The sequence below is a fragment of the Alistipes sp. cv1 genome, assembly GCF_900240235.1.
In the GTDB taxonomy this organism is placed as follows: Bacteria; Bacteroidota; Bacteroidia; order Bacteroidales; family Rikenellaceae; genus Alistipes_A; species Alistipes_A hominis.
The window spans coordinates 98,367-122,757 of the sequence record NZ_OEPW01000001.1; the positions used below are offsets into that span (position 1 = coordinate 98,367).

The window sequence follows — 24,391 nt, forward strand, 5'->3', positions numbered from 1 at the left end:
TGTCAGTTTTCAAAGGTTTCGTCGCACATCGACTGCGGCAGGTCTTCCGGAGAACTGCCCCAGTTTTTATTCGGTTCGGGCCCCATCTCGAACGCCAGCGTCGCATTGCCGCCGAACAGGTCTTCGTGTCGCAGCCAATTCTTCGAATACGGTGCGCCATTCAGCGTTACGGACTGAATATAGCAATTTTCGCGCGATACGCCGTTCGCCCGGATCGTCAACACCCCGTTCGGATGCTTTACCGACATCTCCCCGAAAATCGGCGTTCCGATAAAATAAACGCCCCGACCGTGGGTAACGGGATAGAACCCCATCGAACTCATCACGTACCACGCCGACATCTGACCGGTATCGTCGTTGCCGCAGATCCCTTCGGGAGAAGTATCGTACAGCGTGTAGATCACGTCGCTGATCCGTTTTTGCCCTTTCCACGGTTGTCCGGCATAATTGTACATGTAAAGGGTGTGATGCCCCGGCTCGTTGCCTTGCGCATACTGTCCGATCAAGCCGGTAATATCGGGCGCTGGGTTGTCGCCGTGTATCTCGGAGCTGACCGTAAACAGCGAATCGAGTTTGGCGACGAACGGATCGCGGCCGCCGAACAGATTCATCAGCCCCTTGCCGTCGTGAGGCACGAAGAAAGTCCACTGCCACGAAGTGCCTTCGCAGAAATCGTCGTCCGGCCGGTAGTGGTTCGAATGGAACGGATCGAACGGCGTCCGCCAACTGCCGTCGGAATTCCTGCCGCGCATAAAGTTCAGATTCTGATCGAAAAGATTCTTATACCAGCCGGCCCGGCCGATGTAATAGTCGTAGTCGTCCCGGTGCCCGAGCATCCGCGCCATCTGAGCGATGCACCAGTCGTCGTAGCAATATTCGAGGGTCTTCGAAACGGAAGTCACCTCCAGATCGCACGGTACGTACTCGTACTGCTTGTAATAACGCGTCCCGCGGAACGCTTTCAGAAAATAACCGAACGTATCGCGGTTGGCCGACGCTTTCATCGCCTCGTAAAGCGCTTCCGCATCGTAACCGCGAATCCCTTTGCAATAAGCGTCGGCAACCAGCGGCATCGAATGATAACCGATCATGCACATGTTCTCGACGCCGGCCAGCGTCCAGATCGGCAGTTGACCGCAGTGGCGGTAGTGCTCCAGCAAGGTTTTCATCAGATCGCGGGTCACGTCCGGCCTGAGAATCGCGATCAACGGGTTCTGCGCCCGGAACGTATCCCAAAGGCCCAGCACGCCGGCGAAATAACGGAAATCGCCCTTATATACCTTCGAGTCGGAACTGCGGTATTCGCCCGTCACATCGGAATAGAGCATCGGGTAGAGCATCGCGAAATAGAGACTCGTATAAAACACCTCCTTCTGCGGCGAATCGGCATCGGCGATCCGGACAGCCGACAGGGCTTCGTTCCAGTCCCGATAAGTCGTTTTCCGGACTTTATCGAAATTCCATCCTTTGATCTCGGCCCTCAGATTCTGCCGCGCGCCGTCCATACTGACCGGGGAGATGCCCACACGGACGACGACCGGTTTTCCCGCCTTCCCTCCGAAACGCAGCACGGCCCGCACGTCGGTACCTTCCAACTCACGGACGCCGTCCCGAAAATGCTTATGATCGAAAAGACGGCACGAAACGATCGGCTCTGAAAATTCGGCGTAGAAATAGACGTGCTGTTCCGGCGCCCAGCCGTTCGAAACCCGGTATCCCCGCACCGTACGGTCGTCGACCCATTCCAGCCGCGAGATTTTGACGGTATCGAAATCTTCGTCGGCGAAAATGGTCGTCGAATGCTCGCAGCCGTGTTTCAAGTCGATGATCAACTGCCGCATCGCCCCTTCCGGATACGTGTAGCGGTGCATCCCGCAGCGAGCCGTAGCCGTCAGTTCGGCATCCACGTCCGAATCGAGCCTGATCCGGTAATACCCCGGTTCGATAAACTCCTGCTCGTGCGAATAACGGCTGCCGACGCGGTCGGGACAAACCTGCTGCTGCGTCCATACGGCATCCGTAACCGGAAAGAACATGATGTCCTGATAATCGGTTCCGCCGCCGCCCGATTTATGGGTGTGGCTGAAACCGTAGATCAACGGATGGTCGTAGTGGTAGCCGGAAGCGGTGAAATAAGTATCCGGCCCCAACTGCACCATTCCAAACGGAGCTGCCGCCACCGGCACGACGCATCCGGCCGCCCCGGTTCCCATCATCGGCCGTACGCAGGCAGCCGGTTCCGATCCGGCGGCAAACCCGGCCGTACACCACAGCAAGGCGACAGCCGATACGATTTTACGATAATTCATCTCGCATTTTATTAAAAAAGCGGGAGCCTGCCGTTCAACAGGCTTCCCGCAATGAAATTTTCCGAATAACTACTTTTTACCTTTTGCCGCCTCGGCTTCGCGGTCCAACAGGTAGTAGATGTTGTCCGCGATAGCGGAAGGAGGAATAAACATACCGCCGTAGTTGCCCGTCGTCGCATTGTGCGTATCGGGGAAACAATAGTCGAACGCACCCTCTTTGTAACGGTCGTACGTCTCCGGAATATTGTGCGGACGCCAGTTGTCGTCGGTATGCACATTCATCCAACGGATCGCCGCATTGGTAATACCGCGGTGGAACTTCATCCAGTCGATCTCCGGATCTACCTCCTCCCAGCGGATGCCGTTCGCAATCGACTGAGCGAACACGGCGAGCACTTCCCACTGCACATGGTCGCGCACCCAGTTGGCGAAGTACCAGTCGCTCGAACTGAGCACCGGTTTGGTATTGTACAGCATCGGAATCTCCTCCGGCTCCCACAGGTGCGTGAAAGGCAGGATCGTACGCATCCAGTAAACCGCTTTTTCCTTGTATTTCGGATCGCCGAACTGCTCGAACGCCTTGTAGTTGGCGATGGCGGCATGTCCCGCGGCGAACAGGTTGGCCGCATGCAACGGGGTTTCCCAGAAGTCGCCGCCCTCGGGGCGCGTCATCGACATGCAGAAGTCGATCGCCTTTTTACCCGCGTCCAGGAAACGCTGTTCGCCGGTTTCCTTCCCGATTTGCAACAGTTCCATCGCCGGCAGAATCGTAATGTCGAGCGCCGTAGCCCCGTCGAGTCCCATCGGCTCTACGAAAGAGGTCGCTACCTTGAAATCGTCCTTGCGGTAGTGTCGTCCGTCCGGTTCGAAAGCGAACGAACCGTCGGCACGCTGGATTGCCAGAATTTCGTCCCCATGTTTTACTTGGCGGGCCTTCTTCTGTTCGGGCGTCTCGATCTTAACCATAGGAACTTCTTTGGGCTGCAACGATTCGATTTTGGCCTGCAACTCTTTAACTACCTGCGATTTTTTATTTTCGTTCATGTAACGCCTCAAAAATCCCGGAATGTTCGGGCCGGCCTCGTCGATCGAACGCTGCACCACGCCGAAACCATGCCCCTCGTGCCACAGGTTCGTATTATAAGCGCCGGCCATCAAGTCGAGCGCCTTACGGTAATCCCATTTCGGAGCCGAAGGTTCAGGCAGGCCATGACGTTTCACCCAGTCGGTTACCACATCGACGCTGTTCCCTTTACTGAGCCACAGTTCGGCGTCGAATTCGATCTTCTCGCCGATACGCAGTTCCGGAGCGATCTGCGAATAAATCTCGTTCTCGTGCCCTTCGACCGAAGCGTCCGGAATCATCAGACCCATCAGTTGGTTATTCATCCGATCGACGAAATTCGGCGAGGCGAACACCGGTTGCGGATGCTGCGTGCGGTAGTTGAACCAACGCGCCGCTACCGCATTCGGGTCCCATGCCAGTCCGATACCGTCCCCCTCGTAGCTGATCGCCATCAACGGCACAGACACCTTGTTGGGGTGGGGGACGACGCGCAGCGCCCACGGGTCTTTGAAAAAGTCTGAACCGCTCGTCCACTCGTCGCCGATCGCCCAGTCCACACCCGGCAGGATCGCATCGTCCTTCTTCGTCCCGAACGACGATTCGCCCACCTTCAGCCATGGACCGCGCAGGTAGCGCAGGTAGTAATTACCGGTCGCCGTCAGATCGTATTTCAGTTTGACGAAAGGAGAATCCGGAGTGACGGTAATCGTCACCGTTCCGGTAATGGCCGGCTCGCCGTACGGATAGTGCATCCAGTTGTCGAACGAAGTGCCTTTCAACATCTCGCGCACGACCACCGATTTGACGTTGAATACGAGACTTTCGCCGTCGGCCGTCCTGACCCGGGACACCGAATCGGCCTCGAAACGCATCGGGATGTCCTGATCGCGGATCATCAGTTCGCCCAGATGATCCATCACGGCCATCAGCTTGCCTTCGGGCGTCAGAATTTCACCCCAGCCCCAGCCTTTGATCCGTTTGAAAAAGTTCATTGTGACATACTTGTTTTCGAGCGTCACCGACTCGTTGACATAACTGCTCTGCTTGAAATGCGGAGTCAGGCTGCCGTTGGCGGCCGTCGCGCTGCGAGCCGTAAAGACCGAGACGGACAACGCCGCCAGGACAGCCGGGAAAAACATTTTTTTCATATCGTTTCAGGTTATCGTTAATCTTCTTCATACCGGTAATTCGCGCGGCGCGACGGGGCCTGATCGCCATTGAGCAGGAACTCGTCGATATCCCCCAACTTTTGGATGCCGTCGGCCCAATGGAAATCGAAAGCCAGTTTTCCGGGCCCGAAACAGCTACGCGGAACGCTCACCATCAGCTCGTTCCCCTGGTAGCGATAGGCTGCTTCGCGGCTTTTCTTCCATCCGGTCTTATCGTAGGTTTTGACCATGCTCTTACCGCTTCGGAAACCGTCGTTAACAAGCAGGTCGTAGCCTTCCCATCCGGTCGCATGCTGCCTGTCGGTATCGATAAACAGCAACATCCAATACGGATCGGTATGCGGAGTAAGCGGCTGCGCCGTTTTTACGTAGAAATAGACATACTTATCGTCACGCGCCACCTTCGACTCGATAATGTCGTTGCGCCCGGTCGCATTCACATACGGCCCGGCAGCGAAATTACCCGGACTGTCGCGGTGATACGTATCGCCCGCATGATCGTAATAAGTCTTTTTGACCTGCCGCCACTGGCCGAAACCGCCGCTCAGGTCGATCGTTACCGGTTCGCCGGCCGGTTCGGGCTTGGCAACCCCTTTGTACTTCCGGACATTGGCGATCAACTGGTAGTAATAGTTGTCGGTATGGCCGCCCTTCATCGGTTCGATGTCGCGGCTGAACTCCTGGTTGTACTGGTCGATGAAATAGCCTTCGCCCATTTTGACTTCGCGGCCGCCTTTGCCGCATTTGGCTCCGGGGAAAAAGTCCCATTTCTTCATCTCCTCGGCGTAATCCGGATTCGTCCGGTTCATCTGTCCGGCCGTCCATTCGTTCCAGCCGGTCACGAATATAAATTCCGGATCGACCTCCAACGCACGCTGCCACTGCTGATCGAAATAAAGCCCCTTATCGGTATCGGTCGTCGCATCGTACCGGTCGTGTTCCGGCTCCACGCCGTCGCGGAAACTCCGTCCGATATTCGACAGCGGATGCTGCGCGGATGCCACCGGCACGTACTCGGCCCGGTCGGGCGACTCGTGCCAGCCGACCGACTGCGGATAATGGTCCACCCACGGCCACTCGTCATGTCCGTCGTCGTACCACCGGAGCGTCGTCCACGCCCAGCTTTGTCGGATCGTGAAAAAATCCCGGATCTCTTTCGGGAAACGGACATCGTCCATTTGCTGGCGCCCGCCGATGATATGCTGCCCGAACATCAGCAACGGCTTGCCTTTCCAGCGGAACCACAGATCGGCATACAACCCCCGGCTGTAGATCTGATCCCAGAGCTGCTGCACCGAATTCTGGCTGGCCAGGCAGGCGATCTGCGGCGTGGTCTCGCCCTCGGAACGCATCTTGCGGAACACTTCGGCGATGAAGACGAAAACATCTTTGTAAATATTGTCGTTCGTATTGTCGAGAACGATCAGATCGACACCCGCGTCGGAGAGCATCCGCGCATGACGGCGGATGATCCACTCGTCCTTCATGATGTAGTAACCCGCTTCCGGCTCTCCCCAGTAATGGACGCCGCCGCCCCATTTCGGGTTCACCGGATCGGCCTTCAGTATCTCGGTCACGTTATAAGGACCGTCTTTCGCCCCGTTCTGGTTGTGGGTTACGAAATAGAACATCGCCACCGTGCGGTTCGTTTTACGCGGACCGCACTCCGCATAACCGGGCAGCGTCCGTCCGAGCGCATCGGTAGCCACCCACGTATCGGCCTGCAGGTCGCGGCCGCCGCATCCGGCAGCCTGACCTGCCGTTTGCGCGGAAACGCTTCCCGACAGCAGACCGAAGGCCGCGAACAGAGCCGCCCGCGAAATCTTAACAGTAAACATCGTATTCAAATTTATCAAAACCGGATTCTTATTTATCCGCCGAATCCCCGCCCGAAATAGGCGAGGATACCGGCGGATGATTCAATTACAATCTATTTCGATTGGGTCGGCATGGCGATCGGTTCTTTGTAAATAATCTGATCCCAACTGTCGATGCCGATGATTTTCTTAGCGAATTCGAATGCCTCTTCTTCCCGGTCGGTGCCGAAAGCCTGGAATACGAACCAGGCCGGTTTGCGTCCCGACGGATCGTCCTTATCGTCCGGGAAGCGACGGATACCGATCCTGAGACCTCCTTCGCCGCGCTGGTCGAACCAGCCGTGCATCTGATAAGCGTCGATTCCGTCGCAGGCTTCGAGCTTCTTCAACGCATAAGCCATTCCGGCAGCCTGTTCCAGCAGCGCTTCTTCAGAGTAATCTTTCGAATTGGGATTCTGTTCGGACAGATAAAGCGTACGTTTCTCCTTGCCTTTATAGAGCGCGCGCGGCTGCTTGATCCATGCGTCGAGCACTTCGAGGTTCTTGAACGTGATCAGCGGCGTATTGTAATCGAACGTCGCTTCGGTATCGAGCCACGCTTTCGGTTCGAACAACGATTGCGGATAAGGATGGTGTGCCACGCCCCATTTGAAATCGCCTTCGGCCTCGGTGTAATCGAGCAGCAGGTCGAGCAACTGGGCCGACGGGTAGCAATACTCGTTGTGGCGCGACTGCCAGTAGTGGGTCAGCGTAATCAACACTTCGGCATGCGGGTTATATTTGCGAGCCGTATAATAGAGCAAACGCATCGACTTGACGTAAATATCCATGAACCGCAGCGGCGTTTTGATCCCGGCATTGGTCCACACCCAACCGGCATCGACTTCGTTGTGGGCGATCCAGTGGTGGATGCGGCCGTACTTCTTGTCCGGGCGGTTGTAGCGCGAAGCGAGGAAATCGATCGCGGCGGCGTAAAGGTTCAGCGATTCGAGCGTCGTCATGTTCGGCATCGTATAGATACCCGCCGGATCGAAATCCGGATGTTCGAACAGTTTACCGGCGGCTTTGTCGGCAAAAGCGCGCTCCGGAGCCACCAGAATGATCGCGCTGACGATCATGTTTTTCGAAGCCGCGAATTGCAGCGTCTTGTCGAATCCGTCGATGGTTTTCTTATCGGCATAATAAGTTTTGCCGTTGTATTCGAACGGAATCGAATTGTCGGACGGAGTCAAGCGCATAAAACCGAGCCATATATTGACCGTAATGCTGGTCGCCTGCAGGCTGTCCGCATCGGAAGCGTACGGACCGTCGTGGAAACCGCCGATCCCTTTTTTGGTAGCCACCACCTCGTGCGGCAGATCGTACTGAGCCTTCACGTCGTCGGCATAACGCCCGTGCGAACAGATCAGATATCCCTTCTGCGACTTCTGGGCCAGCACCCAGCGCGAATAGAGGCGGTCGTACTGCCGCCCGTCAACCTGCGCATAGCGGTCGAATTTCAGCTTGAAGTTCGTCGGCTTATCGATTTTCTTTTCGGTAATGAAAGTCAGATCGGTCAGGTCGCCGAACATCGGCACTTCGCACAAATAAACGTCGCCCGGCATTCCTTTGATATTACCGGCCACTTCGACGCCTTCGTCGGTCACTTTCACGTCGGTCACCTGGCACGGGTGATCTTTCTTAAGGTAAACGTCGATATCGTGGTTCAGTCTTTTCTCGCGTGCTTCCCGTTCGGCTTTCTGCCGGTTCTGAGCGATCTCTTTTTCGGTATAAGCCCTCAGGCGCGGCGACTTGATCCGCATGGTGGTCGGTTTGGCCGCATTCGGAACGATCAGCAAGCTCAGAAAATCATTGGGACTTTTAAGCTGTTTGAGCTTATCGGACACATCGACCGAGAAAGTGCTCCATCCTTCGGCGATCGGCAGGCGGATCATGTTCTCCTCGATGCGCGACCGGTCGTTATTGACCGTCACGACCATGAACTCCATGCCCGAAGCGCAGAAATAATCGAAACTCAGCACCGCCACATCTTCCGGCAACTGCTCTTTCAGCGGGGCGAACTCAATCACCGCGTCGTTCGGAGCGGTCGTCACCTCGAACACTCCCTTTTCGACCTCTTTCATCACAAAACCCTTCGACTCTTTCGGCGCGACGGACAACGGCACCGCATCTTGGGCATGCAACTGCGAAACAAACAACAAGGCCCCGATCAACAGCAGGCCGACAAAACGTTTCTTACTCATCTCTTCGTTCAGTAAAATTAGGTTAAAGTTATCTCCGGCGGCATGCAAAACCACACGCCTTACCAAATACAATAATACGATTTTTTTGCCGAAAGGCCCGACGATTTGTCCCGAAAAATCATTTTACGGAGTATTATTATCATTTTACGGAGCATACGGAGCGCTCCGTACATACACTTTTTTCGCCTTTTTCCGTTTCGTCCGGTAGAACAACCGGGATACTGTTTTATCTTTGCAGCGGCAGTCATAACCGATTCGAGGTACGAGGGAAGCCTTTTTCCCCGGCTTCAGGTATTTTCCGGAATCCTCCGGTTGCGTACCTTTGCCCGGAAAAAATTTCCCGGTCTGACGATAAATGGAAAAAGAAATCATAAATAAACGCCTGTCGGAACTGAAGACGTCGGAAGAAGGGGTCATCACCAAAGTGTTCGGACACGGCTCTTTTCGCAACCGGATCACAGAAATGGGATTCGTTCGCGGCAAAACGGTGCGGGTCATCAAAAATGCCCCGCTGTCGGATCCCATCGAATACGAAATCATGGGTTACCGCATCGCCCTGCGCAAAAGCGAGGCGGAACTGATCGAAGTTTCGCTGCCGAGCGGCGGAACGGCGGGGTCGGGACTTCCGTCCGGCGGAACGTTCCGGGACGAATCGGTCAACCGTTTTCAGCACGTAACGGGCCGAACCATCAACGTCGCGCTGGTCGGCAATCCGAATTCGGGCAAGACATCGCTGTTCAACGTCGCGTCCGGCTCCCACGAACGGGTCGGCAATTACAGCGGCGTGACGGTCGACGCCAAACAGGCCGTTTTCCGGCAGGACGGCTACACGTTCAACCTGTTCGACCTGCCTGGCACCTATTCGATCACCGAATACACGCCCGAAGAACTTTACGTGCGCCGGCACATTCTCGACGCCATGCCCGACGTGGTTATCAACGTGCTGGACGCCTCGAACCTCGAACGCAACCTGTTCCTGACCACGCAACTGATCGACATGGACTTGAAGGTCGTGATCGCGCTGAACATGTACGACGAGCTCGAAAAGTCGGGTCTGAAACTGGACTACCGTAATCTGGGCCGGATGATCGGAATCCCGATCGTGCCGACCGTCGCCTCCCGCGGCGAAGGAATCCGGGAACTGTTCAAAACCGTGATCGACGTGTTCGAAGACAACGAACCGATCGTGCGGCATATCCACATCAATTACGGGAAAGACATCGAACACAGCATCCGGCTGCTGCAAGACGAGATCTGGAAAAATACCGACCTGGTCGCCCGCTATTCGTCGCGCTATCTGGCGATCAAACTGCTTTGTAACGATAAAAACGGATACGAAGTGGTCGAACCGGCCGCCAACTTCGCCGAGATAAGCGCCGTGGCGGAACATGAACGGCAGAAACTCGAACGCCAGTACAAAGACTGCGTCGAAACGATCATTACGGACGCCAAATTCGGGTTCATCGCCGGAGCGCTCGAAGAGACCTGCCAGGGCATCAACCTGCGTAAAAACCGGCCCGACGACCGCGTCGACCGGATCATGACCCACAAGGTCTGGGGACTCCCGATTTTCCTGCTGATCATGTGGATCATGTTCCAAACGACCTTTTCGCTCGGCGGCGTCCCGGCCGGATGGCTGGAAACCGGCGTCGAATGGTTAGGGGACTTCATCGGCGGAATCATGCGGGAAGGCCCTTTGCGCGAGCTGATCGTCAACGGGATCATCAGCGGAGTGGGGGGCGTGATCGTCTTCCTGCCGAACATCCTGATCCTGTTCTTTTTCATCTCGCTGATGGAAGACACCGGCTACATGGCGCGGGCGGCTTTCATCATGGACAAGCTGATGCACAAGATCGGATTGCACGGCAAATCGTTCATTCCGCTGCTGATGGGTTTCGGCTGCAACGTTCCGGCCATCATGGCCACGCGCACGCTCGAAAGCAGAAAAGACCGGCTGATGACCATGCTGATCATTCCGTTCATGTCGTGCAGCGCCCGGCTGCCGGTCTACGTCCTGCTGATCTCCGCCTTTTTCCCGTCGAATCAAGGGCTGGTGCTGTTCTCGATCTACCTGATCGGCATCCTGATCGCCATCGGATCGTCCATACTGTTCAAAAAACTGCTGTTCGCAAAAGCGGAGGCGCCGTTCGTCATGGAACTTCCGCCCTACCGGATACCGACCACCCGCAACGTAGTCCGCCACATGTGGAGCAAAGGATCGCAGTACCTACGGAAAATGGGAACGGTCATCCTGGCTGCATCGATCATCATCTGGGCCCTCGGATACTATCCGCGCAACGTGGAATATTCGGTCGATTACGACCGAGTGGCGGCCGAAATAGCCTCTTCCGGCCTGTCGCCCGAAGACGAGCAAGCAAAACTGCAGGAACTGAACGACATCCGCCATGCCGAACACCAAAAGCAGTCCTATATCGGAAAAATCGGTCGTTTCATCGAGCCGGCGATCCGGCCGCTCGGCTTCGACTGGCAGATCGGAATCAGCCTGTTCAGCGGACTGGCGGCCAAGGAGATCGTCGTCAGTACGATGGCCGTGTTGAGCAACAGCGGGGACGACGACGCTTCGCTGGCCGAGAACCTGCAAAAACAGGTATACACGCAAGGCGACAAGGCGGGACAACCGGTCTACTCGCCGCTGGTAGCCTACACGCTGATGTTATTCATCCTGCTTTACGTCCCCTGCATCGCGGCCATCGTAGCCATACGCCGCGAAGCCGGTCGCAAATGGGCCGCGCTTTCGGTCGTCTATTCGACGGGCTTAGCATGGTTATTGTCTTTTGTCGTTTACCAGATAGGAAGCTGGCTATAAAAAACGGTAAATATGCAGGGAATCATTACGGCAATCATCATCGCGGCGGCATTCGTTTACACGCTGTTTTCCATCTACCGGTGGAACAAGCGGAAAGGGTGCGGATGCGGATGCTCCGATAAAAGGAGCGGAGAGTGCGACCTGTGCGACGGCTGTTCCGAATGCAGTAAACGCGACCGGAAAGAGGGAAGGCGGTAAGAAGCGGTCTTTTAGGTTGACTTTATACGCTCGTTTTTATAATTTTGCAACTGTTTACGAGCGAACCAAACTACAAATAAAAGAACGATGAAAAGATTTTTTGCATTTTTGGTTCTCGTCGCCTGTATCATGAGTGGCTGTAACAAAGACAACGAAAGCCCTGAAATGACCATTGGCAACATCACCGTTTCCGACAAAAACGAAATGAACCAGCGGCTCTACGCCGACCGCAACCAAAGCGGATTCGAATTTACCGCCGCGCAGTCCTGGAACGCCACCGTCACCGAAACCGGCTCCAAAGCAACCAACGCCACGTCGTCCCCGGACTGGATCGAATTGAGCCGATACGACGGCCCTGCCGGAAAATACCGCCTGACGATCGATCTAGAAACCAACACTACCGGCGCGGTGCGCACGGCGGTCATTACGATCGTCTGCGGTGACACCCGCATCACAGTCACGATACGACAGGAAGCCACTACCGAAAGCGGAGACATTCCGGATGACGGCGAAGAGGTAAACCCTTCCTACGGAGATACGACGGTAGTCGATATTCCGGACGAGAATTTCAGGAACTTCCTGATCGAAAACAAAAACTGCGGTTCGTTGGGCGGAAAAATACGTCAGTTCGAACTGGATATGATCGAATACATCGACTGTTCGGGACAGAACATCGCCTCGCTGGAAGGGATCGACCATTTCAGGCGGCTGCTCGGTCTGAACTGCCTGGGCAACCCGATCACGTCGCTCGACCTGTCCGGCAATACCGTTTTGCGGGAACTGGCATGCAGCGGCAACGGTAGCGACACGGGCGAAGAAACGAAAATTATGTCGCTCGACCTGACCGGCTGCGAATCGCTCGAAAAGCTGACCGCATACAGTCTGGACGTGGAATCGATCGTCGGACTGTCTACCTGCAAAGAATTAAAGATCCTTATCGCGGAATCCTGCAAGATCGCCGCCGGACTGGATCTGAAAGCATGCAAAAATCTGGAATCGGTAAAATTGAACTATAACGATTACCCGGCAATCGACGTTTCGGGATGTACCCTGTTACAGACCATCGACTGCGGCTACTCAGACAAAACGCTGGAAACGCTCAACGTGACCGGATGTTCCTCCCTGAAAACATTGGTTATCAATGACAGTAAACTCCGCGAACTCGATCTGGCCGGATGCCCGTCTCTCGTCACGCTGACCTGCGAACACGGCGCACTGCAAAGTCTCGACCTGTCGCCCTGCAAGGCATTGTCTGAACTGAACTGTAATAAAAACGAGCTCACGCAACTCGATATCTCATGCTGCCCGGAAATAACGACCGTGGAAGTCCCGTACAACCGACTCTCCGAAATCGACGCCCGAGCCAACAAGAATCTCGAAAAACTGGACGTAACTTACAACGAAGCGGGCATGAACATCTACCTGCTTGAATCGCACAAAGCATGGCCGTTCGAACTTAAAAAAGACCGCGACGCCAACGTCTTCTACGAATAAGACGCATCCCGAACGGGCGAAGCGGCGGAGCGATCGCTCCGCCGCTTCGCTTATACCGGCACGTCCGGTTATCCGACCTGTTCCAGCGCCCGGGCCAACTGATCGGGGCAGGAAGTGCCTTTTCCCCTGCAATCGATCCCTTTCAAACGGGCGATCGCTTCGTCCACAGGCATCCCTTTTACCAGCGAGCAGATCCCCTGCGTATTGCCGTGACAACCGCCGACGAAGACCACTTCGCATATTTTACCGTCTTCGACCGCCGCGTGGATCATTTTGGAACATACCCCGCCGACCGGAGTATAATCAATCGTTTTTGCGCTCATTGCATGAAAGTTTGAATTCGACTTGCAAAGGTAGCAAATTCCGGCCGTTTTATCCGTCACAACAGTAACGAGCGGCGCGACAGCAACTGCATGAAACGTTCCCGGTAAGAGTCGGACACCGGAATATATACCCTCCCGAACACGATCCGGTTCCGTTCGATCGTTTTGATCTTGTCCACATGGACGATAAACGAACGGTGCACCCGGACGAAACGGTCGGCAGGCAGGGTTTCCTCGATAGCCTTCATGCTCATCAGCGTCATCACGGAAGCCCCGTCTTCGGTATGTATCTTTACGTAATCTTTCACGCCTTCGATATACAGGATCTGATCGAGGCGCAGCTGCACCATCTTGTATTCGGTCTTGACGAAAAGAGTTTGCGCGGATCGGCCCTGGGCAACTGGCCCCTCCTGTTTGCCGTCCTGAAGCCCGAACCAACGCTGCGCTTTGTCGGCGGCCCGCAGGAACTCGGCATAGCTGATCGGTTTGAGCAGATAATCCAGCGCATCGACCCGATATCCTTCCAGGGCATACTGTTCGAACGCCGTCGTAAAAATCACCCGCGTCCGCGTTCCGATCATCCGCGAAAGCTCCAGTCCATTGAGCTGCGGCATCTGGATATCCAGAAAAATCAAGTCGACCTTCTCGCGCTGCAAAACGGTCAGCGCCTCGACCGCACTGGAACACGCTCCCGCAAAATGCAGAAACGGCGTCTGCTTTACATAACCCGTCAGCAGGTCCCGCGCCAGCGGTTCGTCGTCTACGACAAGCGATTCGATAGTCATCGTCAAAGGTTTATAATCAGTTGCGACATATAACGATCTCCCAGCCGTTCCGTTCGCAGGATGTGCCGGTTCGGATAAATCAGATTCAGTCTTTTGCGCAGGTTGTCGAGCCCGATCCCGGAACCGCTGCGATCGCGGTCGTCTTTCGGGAAATAACTGTTCTCGATCGTGCAGACCAGCGTATCGGCTTCGGTAATCCGGAAAGCAATGCTGACGAACGATTTTTCGGACGGGCTTACCCCATGCTTGAACGCATTCTCGATCAGCGTGATGAACAGCAGCGGAGCTACCATATACCCCCTGCCGTCATCGGGAATGTCGATATTCAATTTCACCTGATCGGACGACAACCGCAAGCTCATCAACTCGATGTAATTTTTCATAAATGCGAACTCCTTGTCGAGCGAGATCAAGTTCTGATTGTTGTCGTACAACACGTAACGCAGCAAATGACTCAGGCTGTGGACGGCATACTGCGCCTGCGGGGGATTCAACTGGATCAGCGCATAGATATTATTCAGCGTATTGAACAGGAAATGCGGATTCAACTGACTCTTCAGGTTTTTCAGTTCGGCCTGCGTCCGTTCCTTTTCGATCTCCTGCTTTTCGGCCTCGGTACGGTACCAGTTACCGGTCATTTTGATCGCCACGCTCAGAGCGACCGTCAGCGCCAGCAGCATAAAATTCCACATCAGGAAAAAATAGGCCGGAGGGCCGTGGTGTCCGTCACCCTTCCGGGGCAGATCGGTCATAACGTACAGTCGGAAAATCTCGTGCCAGAAATGCTGGAACAGGTCTACCGCGACGATCAGCAGCAAGTTCATCAGAATAAAACGTCCCAGATGCTTGCGGAACAACTGCCGGTCGATCAACACGCAGTAATTGATGTAAAACACGATGATGAACGTCACCGGAACGACACAGAAATCGAGATATCGACTCAACGAAAAGGTCGCGTCATTCCTTCCGTACGCAAAAAAGAACGGCGACGTGAACATCAATCCCCAGGCGATCGAATGGATTGCAATCTGGAAAAATCGGTTCTTTTTACTCTGAGGCATGTTCATTTTGTTTCCGTAAATTTAAGCGTTTTTATTCAATCCGCCAATCCGGCCCGGCTATTCGTAGCGGATCGCTTCGATCGGGTCGAGGTTCGAGGCCTTCTGGGCCGGATACCACCCGAAAAAGATTCCGGTCACGGTGCAGACGGCGAACGACAAAATCACCGAATAGGGCTGCACGAATACCGGCCAGCCGGCCGCATGCTTAATCACCGCCGACGCCCCGATCCCGAGAACGACTCCGATAATACCGCCCATCACGCTGATAATCACGGCTTCAATCAGAAATTGCCACAGGATATGCCGTCCTTTGGCTCCGATCGACATCCGCAACCCGATCTCCCGGGTACGCTCGGTTACCGACACGTACATGATGTTCATGATCCCGATCCCGCCGACCAACAGCGATATGCCCGCGATACAGGCCAGCAGGATGGTCATCAGGTCGGTCGTCGAACTCAACATCGAACTCAGTTCTTCCTGCGAACGGATGTTGAAATCGTCGTCGTCCCCCGCCTTGATCTTATGGTTCTGCCGCAGGATGGCCGTCAGTTCGTCGATCGCCTCGCCGGACATCTCTTCGCTGATAGCCGATGCGAAAATTCCCTGCAGATAAGTGATCGCCAGAATACGTTTCTGCACGGTAGTATACGGAGCCAGTATGAGGTCGTCCTGATCCTGTCCCATCGAATTATAGCCTTTCGGCGTCAGCACGCCGATGATTTTGAACGGAATCTTCCCGAAACGGATCGTCTTGCCGAGCGGATCCTCACCGTTCGTAAACAGGTTCTCGACCACGGTTTTCCCGACCACGCACACTTTGGCGGCCCGCCGGATATCCTGATCGGTGAACATTTCGCCTTCGCCGACCGAATATTTTCGAATCTCCATATAGTCCTGGTTGATGCCGTAGACCGAAGTAGGGGCGTTGTTGGCCCCGTTGACGACCTGTCCGCTGCTGTTCACCACCGGCGAGCAGGCGCTGATATAGGAAGCCTCGTGAATAATGGTCTGGTAATCCTCCATTTTTAGCGTCTGCATACTACTGGCGCTCTGACGTACGCCGCCGAAACGGCCGGCTCCCGGATGTACCATGATCATGTTCGATCCCATTTCGGAAATCTGCTCCCGAATACTGCGTTTCGACCCCTGACCGATGGCCAGCATCGCGATCACCGACGCGACGCCGATGATGATCCCGAGCATCGTCAAAAAGCCCCTGAACTTATTGTTCGAAAGCGCTTTCAGCGCAATTTTTATCAGATTCTTGTAATTCATAATCCCCGTTTTATTGGCCGCTGTCCTGCGGCAGCGAATCGAGTACTTCTTTGGCGGAACGGACTTGCGTATTCTGCACGTCCTCGACGATCCGCCCGTCGCGCAGCACGATGTTGCGGCTACAGAACTCGGCGATCTCCGGATTGTGCGTTACGAAAACGATCGTACGCCCTTCCCTGTGCAGCTTTTGAAAAAGCGTCAGGATCTCGAACGACGTCCGCGTATCGAGGTTACCCGTCGCCTCGTCGGCCAGAATCATCACCGGATCGTTCACCAGGGCCCGCGCGATGGCCACCCGCTGCTGCTGGCCGCCGGACATCTGGTTCGACCGGTGATGAATTCGGTCGGCAAGTCCCACTTCATGCAAAGCATTGATAGAACGTTCTTTGCGATCGCGCGCCGAAACCGACGGATTGTAGAACAACGGCAGTTCGACGTTTTCGAGCGCCGTCGTCTTCGGCAACAGGTTGTAGGACTGGAATACGAAGCCGATCTTACGGTTACGCAACGTAGCGCGGTCGTTACGACTCATCTCGCGCACCGAAATCCCGTCCAGGTAGTATTCGCCCGCGGTCGCCGTATCCAGACACCCGAGCAGGTTCAACAGCGTCGACTTGCCGGAGCCGCTAGTTCCCATGATCGTAACGAATTCCCCTTCCCGGATGCTGAACGACACCCCGCGCAACGCATGCACCGTTTCACCGCCCACGACGAAATCCCTGCGGAGGTTCTCGACCCGTATAATATACTTTTCCATGATCAAATCCTTATAAGTAGGAAAATCTATTTTTTCGCATTCTTACGCGCCCCCGGAGGAGACGGCATAAACGGATTCGCTTCGCCCTGTCCGTCCGAAATCGACGCCACTCCGATATCCACGCCGGTAACTACTTTGTCGCCCTCTTTGATATCGCCCGTTATTTCAGCAAAAATCCCGTCGTTGTCGCCGGTCGTGACATTTACCGGCTGCAATCCCTGCGGCGACTGCGTCCATAAAACCCGCGCACGCGGATTGGCCGAATCTGCGACCGGTTCCGGGGCATTCTCCGGCTGGAAACGCAACGCTTTCAAAGGCACCAACAACACACTATCCTTCTGCATCGTATAGATCGTCAGGTTGGCCGTCAGTCCCGGCTTTAGCTTCAGATCCGGATTCGGAGCGTCGACAACCACTTCATAGGTAACCACATTCGACTCGGTGGTCGGCTGCAGACGCACCTGCGTTACCGATCCTTTGAAAACATCCTCCGGAAAGGCATCGACGGTGAACGTCGCCTGCTGCCCCTCGACCACGCCTCCGATGTCGGCCTCGTCCACGTCGGCGATCACGCGCATCTGGCGCAAATCGTTGGCGATCGTAAACAGGGTAGGGGTGTTGAAGCTGGCGGCAACGGTCTGCCCTTCTTCGACCGCACGGTCGATCACCACGCCGTCGATCGGCGAATAGATCGTCGCATACTCCAGATTCTGCCGCGCCTTAGTAATATCCGACTGCGATTTTTCATAACTGCTTTTCGCTTTATTGTATTGGTATTCGGCCGTCTCGTAATCGGTATCGCTGACCATCTTCTTTTCGTGCAGCCCTTTGATACGCAGAAAATTTTTCTCCTGATATTCGTATTCCGTCTTATTGGACTGCAAAGTCGCGGAACTGGACGCCAAATCCGCCTCCAACGTCGTTTTGTCCAATTCGGCGATCACCTCGCCTTTTTTCACCACCGAGTTGTAATCCACATAAATATGATTGATGATGCCCGATACCTGCGTACCTACCTCCACCTGGACGATCGGTTCGATGGTACCCGTCGCGGTAACGGTATTCACGATCGACCCCCGGTGTATTTCCGCCGTTTTGTATTTCATCTGCGGCTTTTCGCTTTTGCGCAGGATCAGGAATGCAGCGACAGCCAGTACGGCGATTACGACGATGGCGATTCCTATTTTCTTCAATGTTTTCATGAATTATGTTTTTTTGATTGTTTACAGCGTAATCGGTTCGTTCTGGTAGAAGTTCAGCAGTTTGATCGACAGCACGGCCTGATACTTGGCCTGGATCTGTTCCTGCTGCGCCGACAGGTAGTTGTTCTTCTCGGTCAGCAGTTCGACCGTATTTTTCATCCCTTCGTTGAATTGAGCCAGCACCAAACCGTAACTGGTTTCGGCCGATTTTACTTTGTCGTTGGCAGCCAGGTAGCGGCTCTGCGCCGAAACGGCATCCTGGTACAGCGACTCGACGTCTTTCAGCAGATCCTTTTCCATGCTCTGGTAATCGAGTTCGGCCTGACGGGTTTGCAAACGCGACCGTGCGATCGACGACTTCGCCTTACGATTGTTGAAAATGGGAACGCTGAGCGTAATGCCCACATTCTCATTCAACTTGTTATTCAACTGATTGTAGAAAGAGTAGTTCGTTCCCGAAATATTCCCGGTACCGATCGATGCGCTGGCCGTCAGGCTCGGCAGTCCGTCTCCGGCAGCGATCTTCTCGCCCAACTGGGCCGACTCCACGTTCAAACGGCTGTTTTCGACCTGAGGCATCACCTCCAACGCCCGCTGGTACACCCGGTCCAGCGCCGGCACTTCGGCCAACACGTCCTCGCTGCTCAGGTCGGGAAACTGCACGTCGAAAGATTCGTCCAATCCCAGTTCGAGCAACTGTTTAAGAGTCAGAATATTCTGATCCAGCGATGTTTGGCTGACCGTCAGTTGATATTTGTCGCTGCTGTACTGCGACTCCATCTGGGCATAATCGCTCGGAGCGATCGAGCCGGCTTCCAGCAACGCCTTCGAACGCTCCAACTGCGCGGCGGACGACTCGACGGTCTGTCGGCTGATCTTCACGTTTTCATTGGCGTACAGGATGTTCAGATAGGCCTGCGTCACGGCGATCTCAATGTCGTTCCGAGCCATATCGACCTGGAACTGCCGGCTTTTGTTGATCACCTCTTGTTGCCGCAGCGAATTGGTCAGCTTGCTCCCGTTGTAGATGGTGATGCCGGTCTTCAACGCATAATTTCCGGAATAGGTTCCGTTAGCTTCGAAATTCCCGTCCGTCTTTTCGCTTTTCTGATTGACGTAATTCTGCGACGTCGAGAAATCCAGCGAAGGCACCCGTTTAGCCTTGGCTTCCGCCAGGTCTTCCTGTGAACTCTGCTGGGTCACTTGAGTCGAATGTACCTGGATATTGTTTTCCCGCGCATAGTCGATGCATTTGCGGAGCGACCATCCTCCCGGCGACTGGGCCCACGCCGCCTGTCCCGCGAACAGCAGGAGACAAAGGGCCGGAATCGGTTTAAATCTGTTTATCATATTCGGTTTACATTATGAGATTTCTCAATGCAAACATAATTTTATCCGATCCGTACGGCAAATGAAATATAAGTATCCCGCATTTCCATCGACCAACGCCCCTTTTTCATCGACAGGTTCCGCGTCGGCACCCGATGCAGTTCATCCAGATGACGTCTCTTTCCGAAACGAAGGCGACCGCCCCATTTGGAGCGGCCGCCCGGTAGCACGACGGCCCGTCCGATTACGGCTGCGTCTGTATTTTGGCCGACTTTACGATCTCAGACATTTTACTGCCAAATTCGGCGGCCCACTGCGGCACCACGCCCATCACCTCCTTTAAAATCAACGGTTGCGTCGAAGCCATTTTCTTCCCCAGCGGGCTTTCGTAAAACGCGATCAGTCCGTCCAGATCCTCCTCGGTGTAATACTTGGCGTAGATCGGGGTCATCATTTCGAGCATTTTCGGAAAGTATTCCGCCATCAGATCCTCGATCTGCCGCGAAACGGAATCCGGCATTGCGGGCACCTGCTGCTTCATCATGCCGATCATCTGTTTCGGCAGTTCTTTCATAACCGCATCGGAACCCGAAAGTTCCAGCATTCTCGTCATTTTCGCCGTATACTCCGGCGTTTGCGCCCGAACTTCCAACGCGAGCAGCGCAAGGGCTCCGCACAGTAAAACCAACTTTTTCATTTTTTCGATTTAAAATCCATACTCGATCATTTCCTTCTTTACGCCGCAGGTCGTGCGGTACGTCCGAATAAATAAAGATAGCAATACGTTAAATGTAACGATAAATCGAATATCCGCAAAATAATCTTCTCTTTTTTATAAAAAAACAACGGGGCGCAGTTTTTGAATGAAAACCGGCAATGTTCAACCATTAAAACAAGACATATGAATTACGGAATCAGCGTATTGTTCAGAGCCATACCGCTTGTAATGGCCCTGTTTTGCTTTTTTTACGGCGGCTACATCTACCTGTGGGGCGACGACTCTTCGCGGATGATCGCCGGCCCGGTCGTTTTCTTCCTCGGATCGATCTGCATCGCACTGTTTGCGACGGCCGCCACGATCATCCGCCAGATCATCCACACGTACAATCCGTTCGCCAAGTATTTTCTGCCGATTCTCGGATACTCCGTAGCCCTCGCCACGTTCATCTGCGGCATCGCGATTTTCAAAGACACCGAAGTCGCCGAATTTTTCGTAGCGGGGCACATCGTCTGCGGACTGGGGTTAATCACCGGATGCGTCGCGACGGCGGCCACCGTATCCACGCGTTTCTCGCTGATCCCCGAAAACAGCACTTCGCCGAGCCGCGAGATCAACGCCAAAGGATTTACCCAACAGCAGGAGCTGATTTTCGAATCGATCGCCGCATTCTTCGCGGCGCTGGCCTGGGCCTGGACGATCGTTCTGCTGGCCGGAGGCAGCACGCCTCATTTCGTAGCCGGAAGCGTGATGGGGGGTATCGCCTGTATCTGCACCTCGCTGATCGCATTGGTCGCCAGCATTGTCCGTCAGGAGAGGAACGTCTATGCGGACCGGGAAAAAAAGATCTGGCCGAGACTGGTGCTGATCATGGGCACGATCGCCACGATCTGGGGACTGATCGTGATCTTCGTCTATTACGGCCAAACCCGCGACTTCGTCGGATTCGTCCTGATCGGCCTGGGCCTGGTTTGTTACAGCATTTCCAGCAAGGTCATCTTGCTGGTTAAAATATGGAAAGCCGAATTTCCGCTGGCCGCGCGTATCCCGCTGATCCCGGTACTGACGGCCTTGATCTGTCTGTTCCTCGCTTCGTTTCTGTTCGAAGAAGCTGTTTACAAAGAGAAATTTTTCGTTCCCGCCCGGGTAATCGTCGGTCTCGGAGCGATCTGTTTCACGCTTTTCTCGATCGTCAGCATCCTCGAAAGCGGCGCGAAAAAATCCAAATAACCTTCAAAAAACAGCAAAAACCCATCTTCCTTCACGGAAGATGGGTTTTTATTTTCATACGCTCCGACCACATAGCCGGACACGTCCGGTTAGAAACGGTAACCGAGCGTAAGGGCGAACACGTTATTATGAACTTTTCCTCCTTCGCCGGCGGAGATGTTCGCCACACCGATGTTGTAACGGGCATCCAGAATCAGCTTATTGAAAAATTCATAGCTTACGCCCACGGGGAATGCGAAATCGAACGACTTATAGTTATTGGTCGTCGTGAAAGCCGTCTCTTCGCCGCTCTCTTTAACCTTATCTTTGCCGGACAACAGCACGCCCGGCTGGATACCGATGTTGAATGCCAGTTGGTCGAGCACGTAGAATTTGGCCAGGATCGGCAAATTCAGGTAGTTGGTCTTGGCGATGTACTTGTCTCCGCCGCTTTTCAGCATAGCGCCTTCGCGCGAGAAGAGCAGGTCGGCAGACATCCCGATCCAATCGTTGAACCGGTAGTCGACGAATACGCCGGCCGTGAGTCCGGTCTTCGAATCGAGTCCGGTATTATTCATTCCCGAAACGTTCAGACCGGCCTTGACACCCCAGCCGAATCCCTGTGCAAACGAAGAGGTTCCGATCGCCAGCATGGCGACAACTGCAACAACAATTTTTTTCATGATCGCATAATTTTTAATTAGTAATCAATTGATTTTATCAGGTGTAATACGATTCTTGACAAAACGCACCGCCGCCCAACCGTTGCGCCTGCGCACGCCGTCGGCATCCAGCCCGCACGCCGCCGCCCGGCTTTCGATAGCCGAAATATCGGCTTCGAGGATACCGCTCACCAGCAGCATTCCTCCCGGCGTCAGCGTCGCCGCATAAACCGGCATATCCGCCAGCAGAATGTTGCGGTTAATATTGGCCAGCACGAAATCGTAACGTTTCCCGGCCAGCAAAGACGCGTCGCCCTGCAACGGGACGATCCGTCCTTCCATTCCGTTGGCCTTTATATTCTCGGTCCCGTTGCGATATGCCCACTCGTCGATATCGACGGCATCGACCCGTACGGCTCCCCGTTTCACGGCCAGAATGGAAAGCACCCCGGTGCCGCTTCCCATATCCAGTCCCGATTTTCCGGCAAAATCGACATCCATAATTTCGGCCGCCATCAGATAGGTAGTCGCATGATGACCCGTGCCGAACGACATTTTCGGCATAATCTCCACATCGTACTCGCAAGCGGGATTTTTCGAATGGAAAGGAGCGCGTATCCGGCAACGTCCTTCGACGTCGATCGGCTCGAAATTGGATTCCCAGACGGTATTCCAGTTCCGGTCGGGAACTTCCGCCGCCGTATACCGGCAGCGATTGCGTTCGAGCGACTCCTCGATCGCGGATCTCCACATCCGAAAATCCGCCTCGGGAATATAGGCCTTCAAACAATCCTCCTCTTCGGTGAAGCCGTCGAACGGATAGTCGCTCAATTCGGCGATCAACATCTCCCGTTGCGACTCGGTGGCGGCCTCGATTACAAATTCGGTATATTTCATGCGCTCTAACGATTCAACCGGTTTCTTCGGAATCTGCAAAACCGATACCAGCTTTCCCCGTACTTTGTTTCTTTCAAAAAACTTGATTATTTTACAAAAATAGTAATTTTGACTGAAAATAAGCACAGGTCATGCGAGATTGGGATAAAGAGTTGAAAGATTACACCTTTTATATCAAACTGGAAAAAAAACTTTCGGACAATACGGCCGAGGCCTACCTGCGGGATCTGCGGCAAATGGCCGGCTATATGGACAGCGAATTCGGTATCGGGCCGGAACAGGTGCGCGAGCAGCACATCGAATCGTTTTTGGCATACTTGTACGACAAAGGCGTGAAAAAGACGACGCAGGCACGGATTCTGAGCGGGGTGAAAAGTTTTTTCAACTACCTGCTGATCAACGACCGGATCGAAAACCTGCCCACCGAATTCATCGACCCGCCGAAAACGGGACGCAAGTTGCCCGATGTCCTTTCGGTCGCGGAGATCCAAGCCATTCTGGATACGATCGACCTGAGCAGCCGTTTCGGACACCGCAACAAGGCGATGATCGAAACGCTGTACAGTTGCGGCCTGCGGGTTTCCGAACTGATATCGCTGCGAATCAGCGACCTGTTTTTCGACGACGGATTCATCCGCGTGATCGGGAAAGGGGACAAACAACGGCTCGTGCCGGTCAGCCGACAGGCCGTCCGGCTGATCGGCTGTTACCTCGAACAGCGCGCCGGGCAGGAAACCGACCCGCGTTCGGCCGACACGCTGTTTCTGAACAACAAGGGTAGGGGGCTGACCCGCGTTATGATCTTCCACATCATCCGCGAAGCGGCGAAAGCCGCCGGGATCGCCAAGACGATCAGTCCGCACACATTCCGTCACTCATTCGCCACGCACCTGCTCGAAGGAGGGGCGAGCATCCGCCAGGTACAGGAGATGCTCGGGCACGAATCGATCCTGACGACCGAAATATACACCCATCTCGATCGCGAAAACCTACGCGACAACGTTGAGTCGCACCATCCGCTGTCGGATTTTTGACCCGGCGGGAACC

General features: G+C 54.6%; 19 protein-coding genes. 5 read left to right on the forward strand and 14 right to left on the reverse strand.

Going from position 1 to position 24,391, the window contains the following annotated elements; genetic code table 11:
• Nucleotides 1-2: 2 nt before the first annotated feature.
• From C1A08_RS00435 to C1A08_RS00450, 4 genes are all read right to left on the reverse strand, one after another.
• Nucleotides 3-2,309, reverse strand: coding sequence for a GH92 family glycosyl hydrolase (locus C1A08_RS00435; protein WP_055204180.1), 2,307 nt, complete (start codon nucleotides 2,307-2,309; stop codon nucleotides 3-5).
• Nucleotides 2,310-2,378: 69 nt separating this feature from the next.
• Nucleotides 2,379-4,523 (reverse strand): hypothetical protein, encoded by a 2,145-nt coding sequence (locus C1A08_RS00440; protein WP_101570628.1) that lies wholly within the window; start codon nucleotides 4,521-4,523, stop codon nucleotides 2,379-2,381.
• A 17-nt stretch (nucleotides 4,524-4,540) separates the two neighbouring features.
• Entirely contained in the window at nucleotides 4,541-6,382 is a 1,842-nt protein-coding gene (locus C1A08_RS00445) for a hypothetical protein (protein ID WP_101570630.1), read from the reverse strand.
• 92 nt (nucleotides 6,383-6,474) lie between these two features.
• A complete protein-coding gene (locus C1A08_RS00450) occupies nucleotides 6,475-8,604 on the reverse strand; it encodes a DUF5722 domain-containing protein (protein ID WP_101570632.1) in 2,130 nt (709 codons plus the stop codon).
• Nucleotides 8,605-8,959: 355 nt separating this feature from the next.
• Between C1A08_RS00450 and feoB the strand changes: the two genes are divergently transcribed.
• From feoB to C1A08_RS00465, 3 genes are all read left to right on the forward strand, one after another.
• Nucleotides 8,960-11,431 (forward strand): ferrous iron transport protein B, encoded by a 2,472-nt coding sequence (gene feoB / locus C1A08_RS00455; protein ID WP_101570634.1) that lies wholly within the window; start codon nucleotides 8,960-8,962, stop codon nucleotides 11,429-11,431.
• A gap of 12 nt (nucleotides 11,432-11,443) precedes the next feature.
• On the forward strand, nucleotides 11,444-11,629 hold the full coding sequence (locus C1A08_RS00460; protein WP_101570636.1) for a FeoB-associated Cys-rich membrane protein: 186 nt from the start codon (nucleotides 11,444-11,446) through the stop codon (nucleotides 11,627-11,629).
• Between the two features lie 87 nt (nucleotides 11,630-11,716).
• Nucleotides 11,717-13,123, forward strand: a complete 1,407-nt coding sequence (locus C1A08_RS00465; protein ID WP_101570637.1) for a BACON domain-containing protein — start codon at nucleotides 11,717-11,719, stop codon at nucleotides 13,121-13,123.
• Between the two features lie 68 nt (nucleotides 13,124-13,191).
• Here the strand turns inward: C1A08_RS00465 and C1A08_RS00470 are convergent, their stop codons facing one another.
• From C1A08_RS00470 to C1A08_RS00505, 8 genes are all read right to left on the reverse strand, one after another.
• Nucleotides 13,192-13,446 carry a TIGR03905 family TSCPD domain-containing protein gene (locus C1A08_RS00470; RefSeq protein WP_055204168.1) on the reverse strand — a complete coding sequence of 85 codons (255 nt, stop codon included), beginning with the start codon at nucleotides 13,444-13,446 and terminating at the stop codon, nucleotides 13,192-13,194.
• Between the two features lie 56 nt (nucleotides 13,447-13,502).
• Complete coding sequence (locus C1A08_RS00475) at nucleotides 13,503-14,231, reverse strand: LytR/AlgR family response regulator transcription factor (RefSeq protein ID WP_101570639.1); 729 nt, start codon at nucleotides 14,229-14,231, stop codon at nucleotides 13,503-13,505.
• A gap of 2 nt (nucleotides 14,232-14,233) precedes the next feature.
• Entirely contained in the window at nucleotides 14,234-15,292 is a 1,059-nt protein-coding gene (locus C1A08_RS00480) for a sensor histidine kinase (RefSeq protein WP_101571573.1), read from the reverse strand.
• Nucleotides 15,293-15,349: 57 nt separating this feature from the next.
• Nucleotides 15,350-16,570, reverse strand: a complete 1,221-nt coding sequence (locus C1A08_RS00485; protein WP_055204161.1) for an ABC transporter permease — start codon at nucleotides 16,568-16,570, stop codon at nucleotides 15,350-15,352.
• A 10-nt stretch (nucleotides 16,571-16,580) separates the two neighbouring features.
• Nucleotides 16,581-17,327 (reverse strand): ABC transporter ATP-binding protein, encoded by a 747-nt coding sequence (locus C1A08_RS00490; protein ID WP_055204160.1) that lies wholly within the window; start codon nucleotides 17,325-17,327, stop codon nucleotides 16,581-16,583.
• A gap of 26 nt (nucleotides 17,328-17,353) precedes the next feature.
• Nucleotides 17,354-18,529, reverse strand: a complete 1,176-nt coding sequence (locus C1A08_RS00495; RefSeq protein ID WP_055204158.1) for an efflux RND transporter periplasmic adaptor subunit — start codon at nucleotides 18,527-18,529, stop codon at nucleotides 17,354-17,356.
• 21 nt (nucleotides 18,530-18,550) lie between these two features.
• Entirely contained in the window at nucleotides 18,551-19,879 is a 1,329-nt protein-coding gene (locus C1A08_RS00500) for a TolC family protein (protein ID WP_101570641.1), read from the reverse strand.
• A gap of 223 nt (nucleotides 19,880-20,102) precedes the next feature.
• The gene (locus C1A08_RS00505; protein WP_101570644.1) at nucleotides 20,103-20,555 is read right to left on the reverse strand and encodes a DUF2059 domain-containing protein; all 453 of its coding nucleotides are present in this window, start codon (nucleotides 20,553-20,555) and stop codon (nucleotides 20,103-20,105) included.
• Between the two features lie 204 nt (nucleotides 20,556-20,759).
• On the opposite strand from C1A08_RS00505, the gene C1A08_RS00510 reads away from it, so the two are divergent.
• Nucleotides 20,760-21,806, forward strand: coding sequence for a DUF2776 family protein (locus tag C1A08_RS00510; protein ID WP_101570646.1), 1,047 nt, complete (start codon nucleotides 20,760-20,762; stop codon nucleotides 21,804-21,806).
• 89 nt (nucleotides 21,807-21,895) lie between these two features.
• On the opposite strand, the gene C1A08_RS00515 is transcribed toward C1A08_RS00510, so the two are convergent.
• Nucleotides 21,896-22,468 carry a porin family protein gene (locus C1A08_RS00515; protein ID WP_101570648.1) on the reverse strand — a complete coding sequence of 191 codons (573 nt, stop codon included), beginning with the start codon at nucleotides 22,466-22,468 and terminating at the stop codon, nucleotides 21,896-21,898.
• Nucleotides 22,469-22,492: 24 nt separating this feature from the next.
• The gene (gene prmA / locus C1A08_RS00520) at nucleotides 22,493-23,344 is read right to left on the reverse strand and encodes a 50S ribosomal protein L11 methyltransferase (protein WP_101571575.1); all 852 of its coding nucleotides are present in this window, start codon (nucleotides 23,342-23,344) and stop codon (nucleotides 22,493-22,495) included.
• Between the two features lie 131 nt (nucleotides 23,345-23,475).
• Here prmA and xerD point away from each other — a divergent pair, with 131 nt between their 5' ends.
• Nucleotides 23,476-24,378, forward strand: a complete 903-nt coding sequence (xerD, locus tag C1A08_RS00525) for a site-specific tyrosine recombinase XerD (protein WP_101570650.1) — start codon at nucleotides 23,476-23,478, stop codon at nucleotides 24,376-24,378.
• The last annotated feature ends 13 nt before the right edge of the window (nucleotides 24,379-24,391 follow it).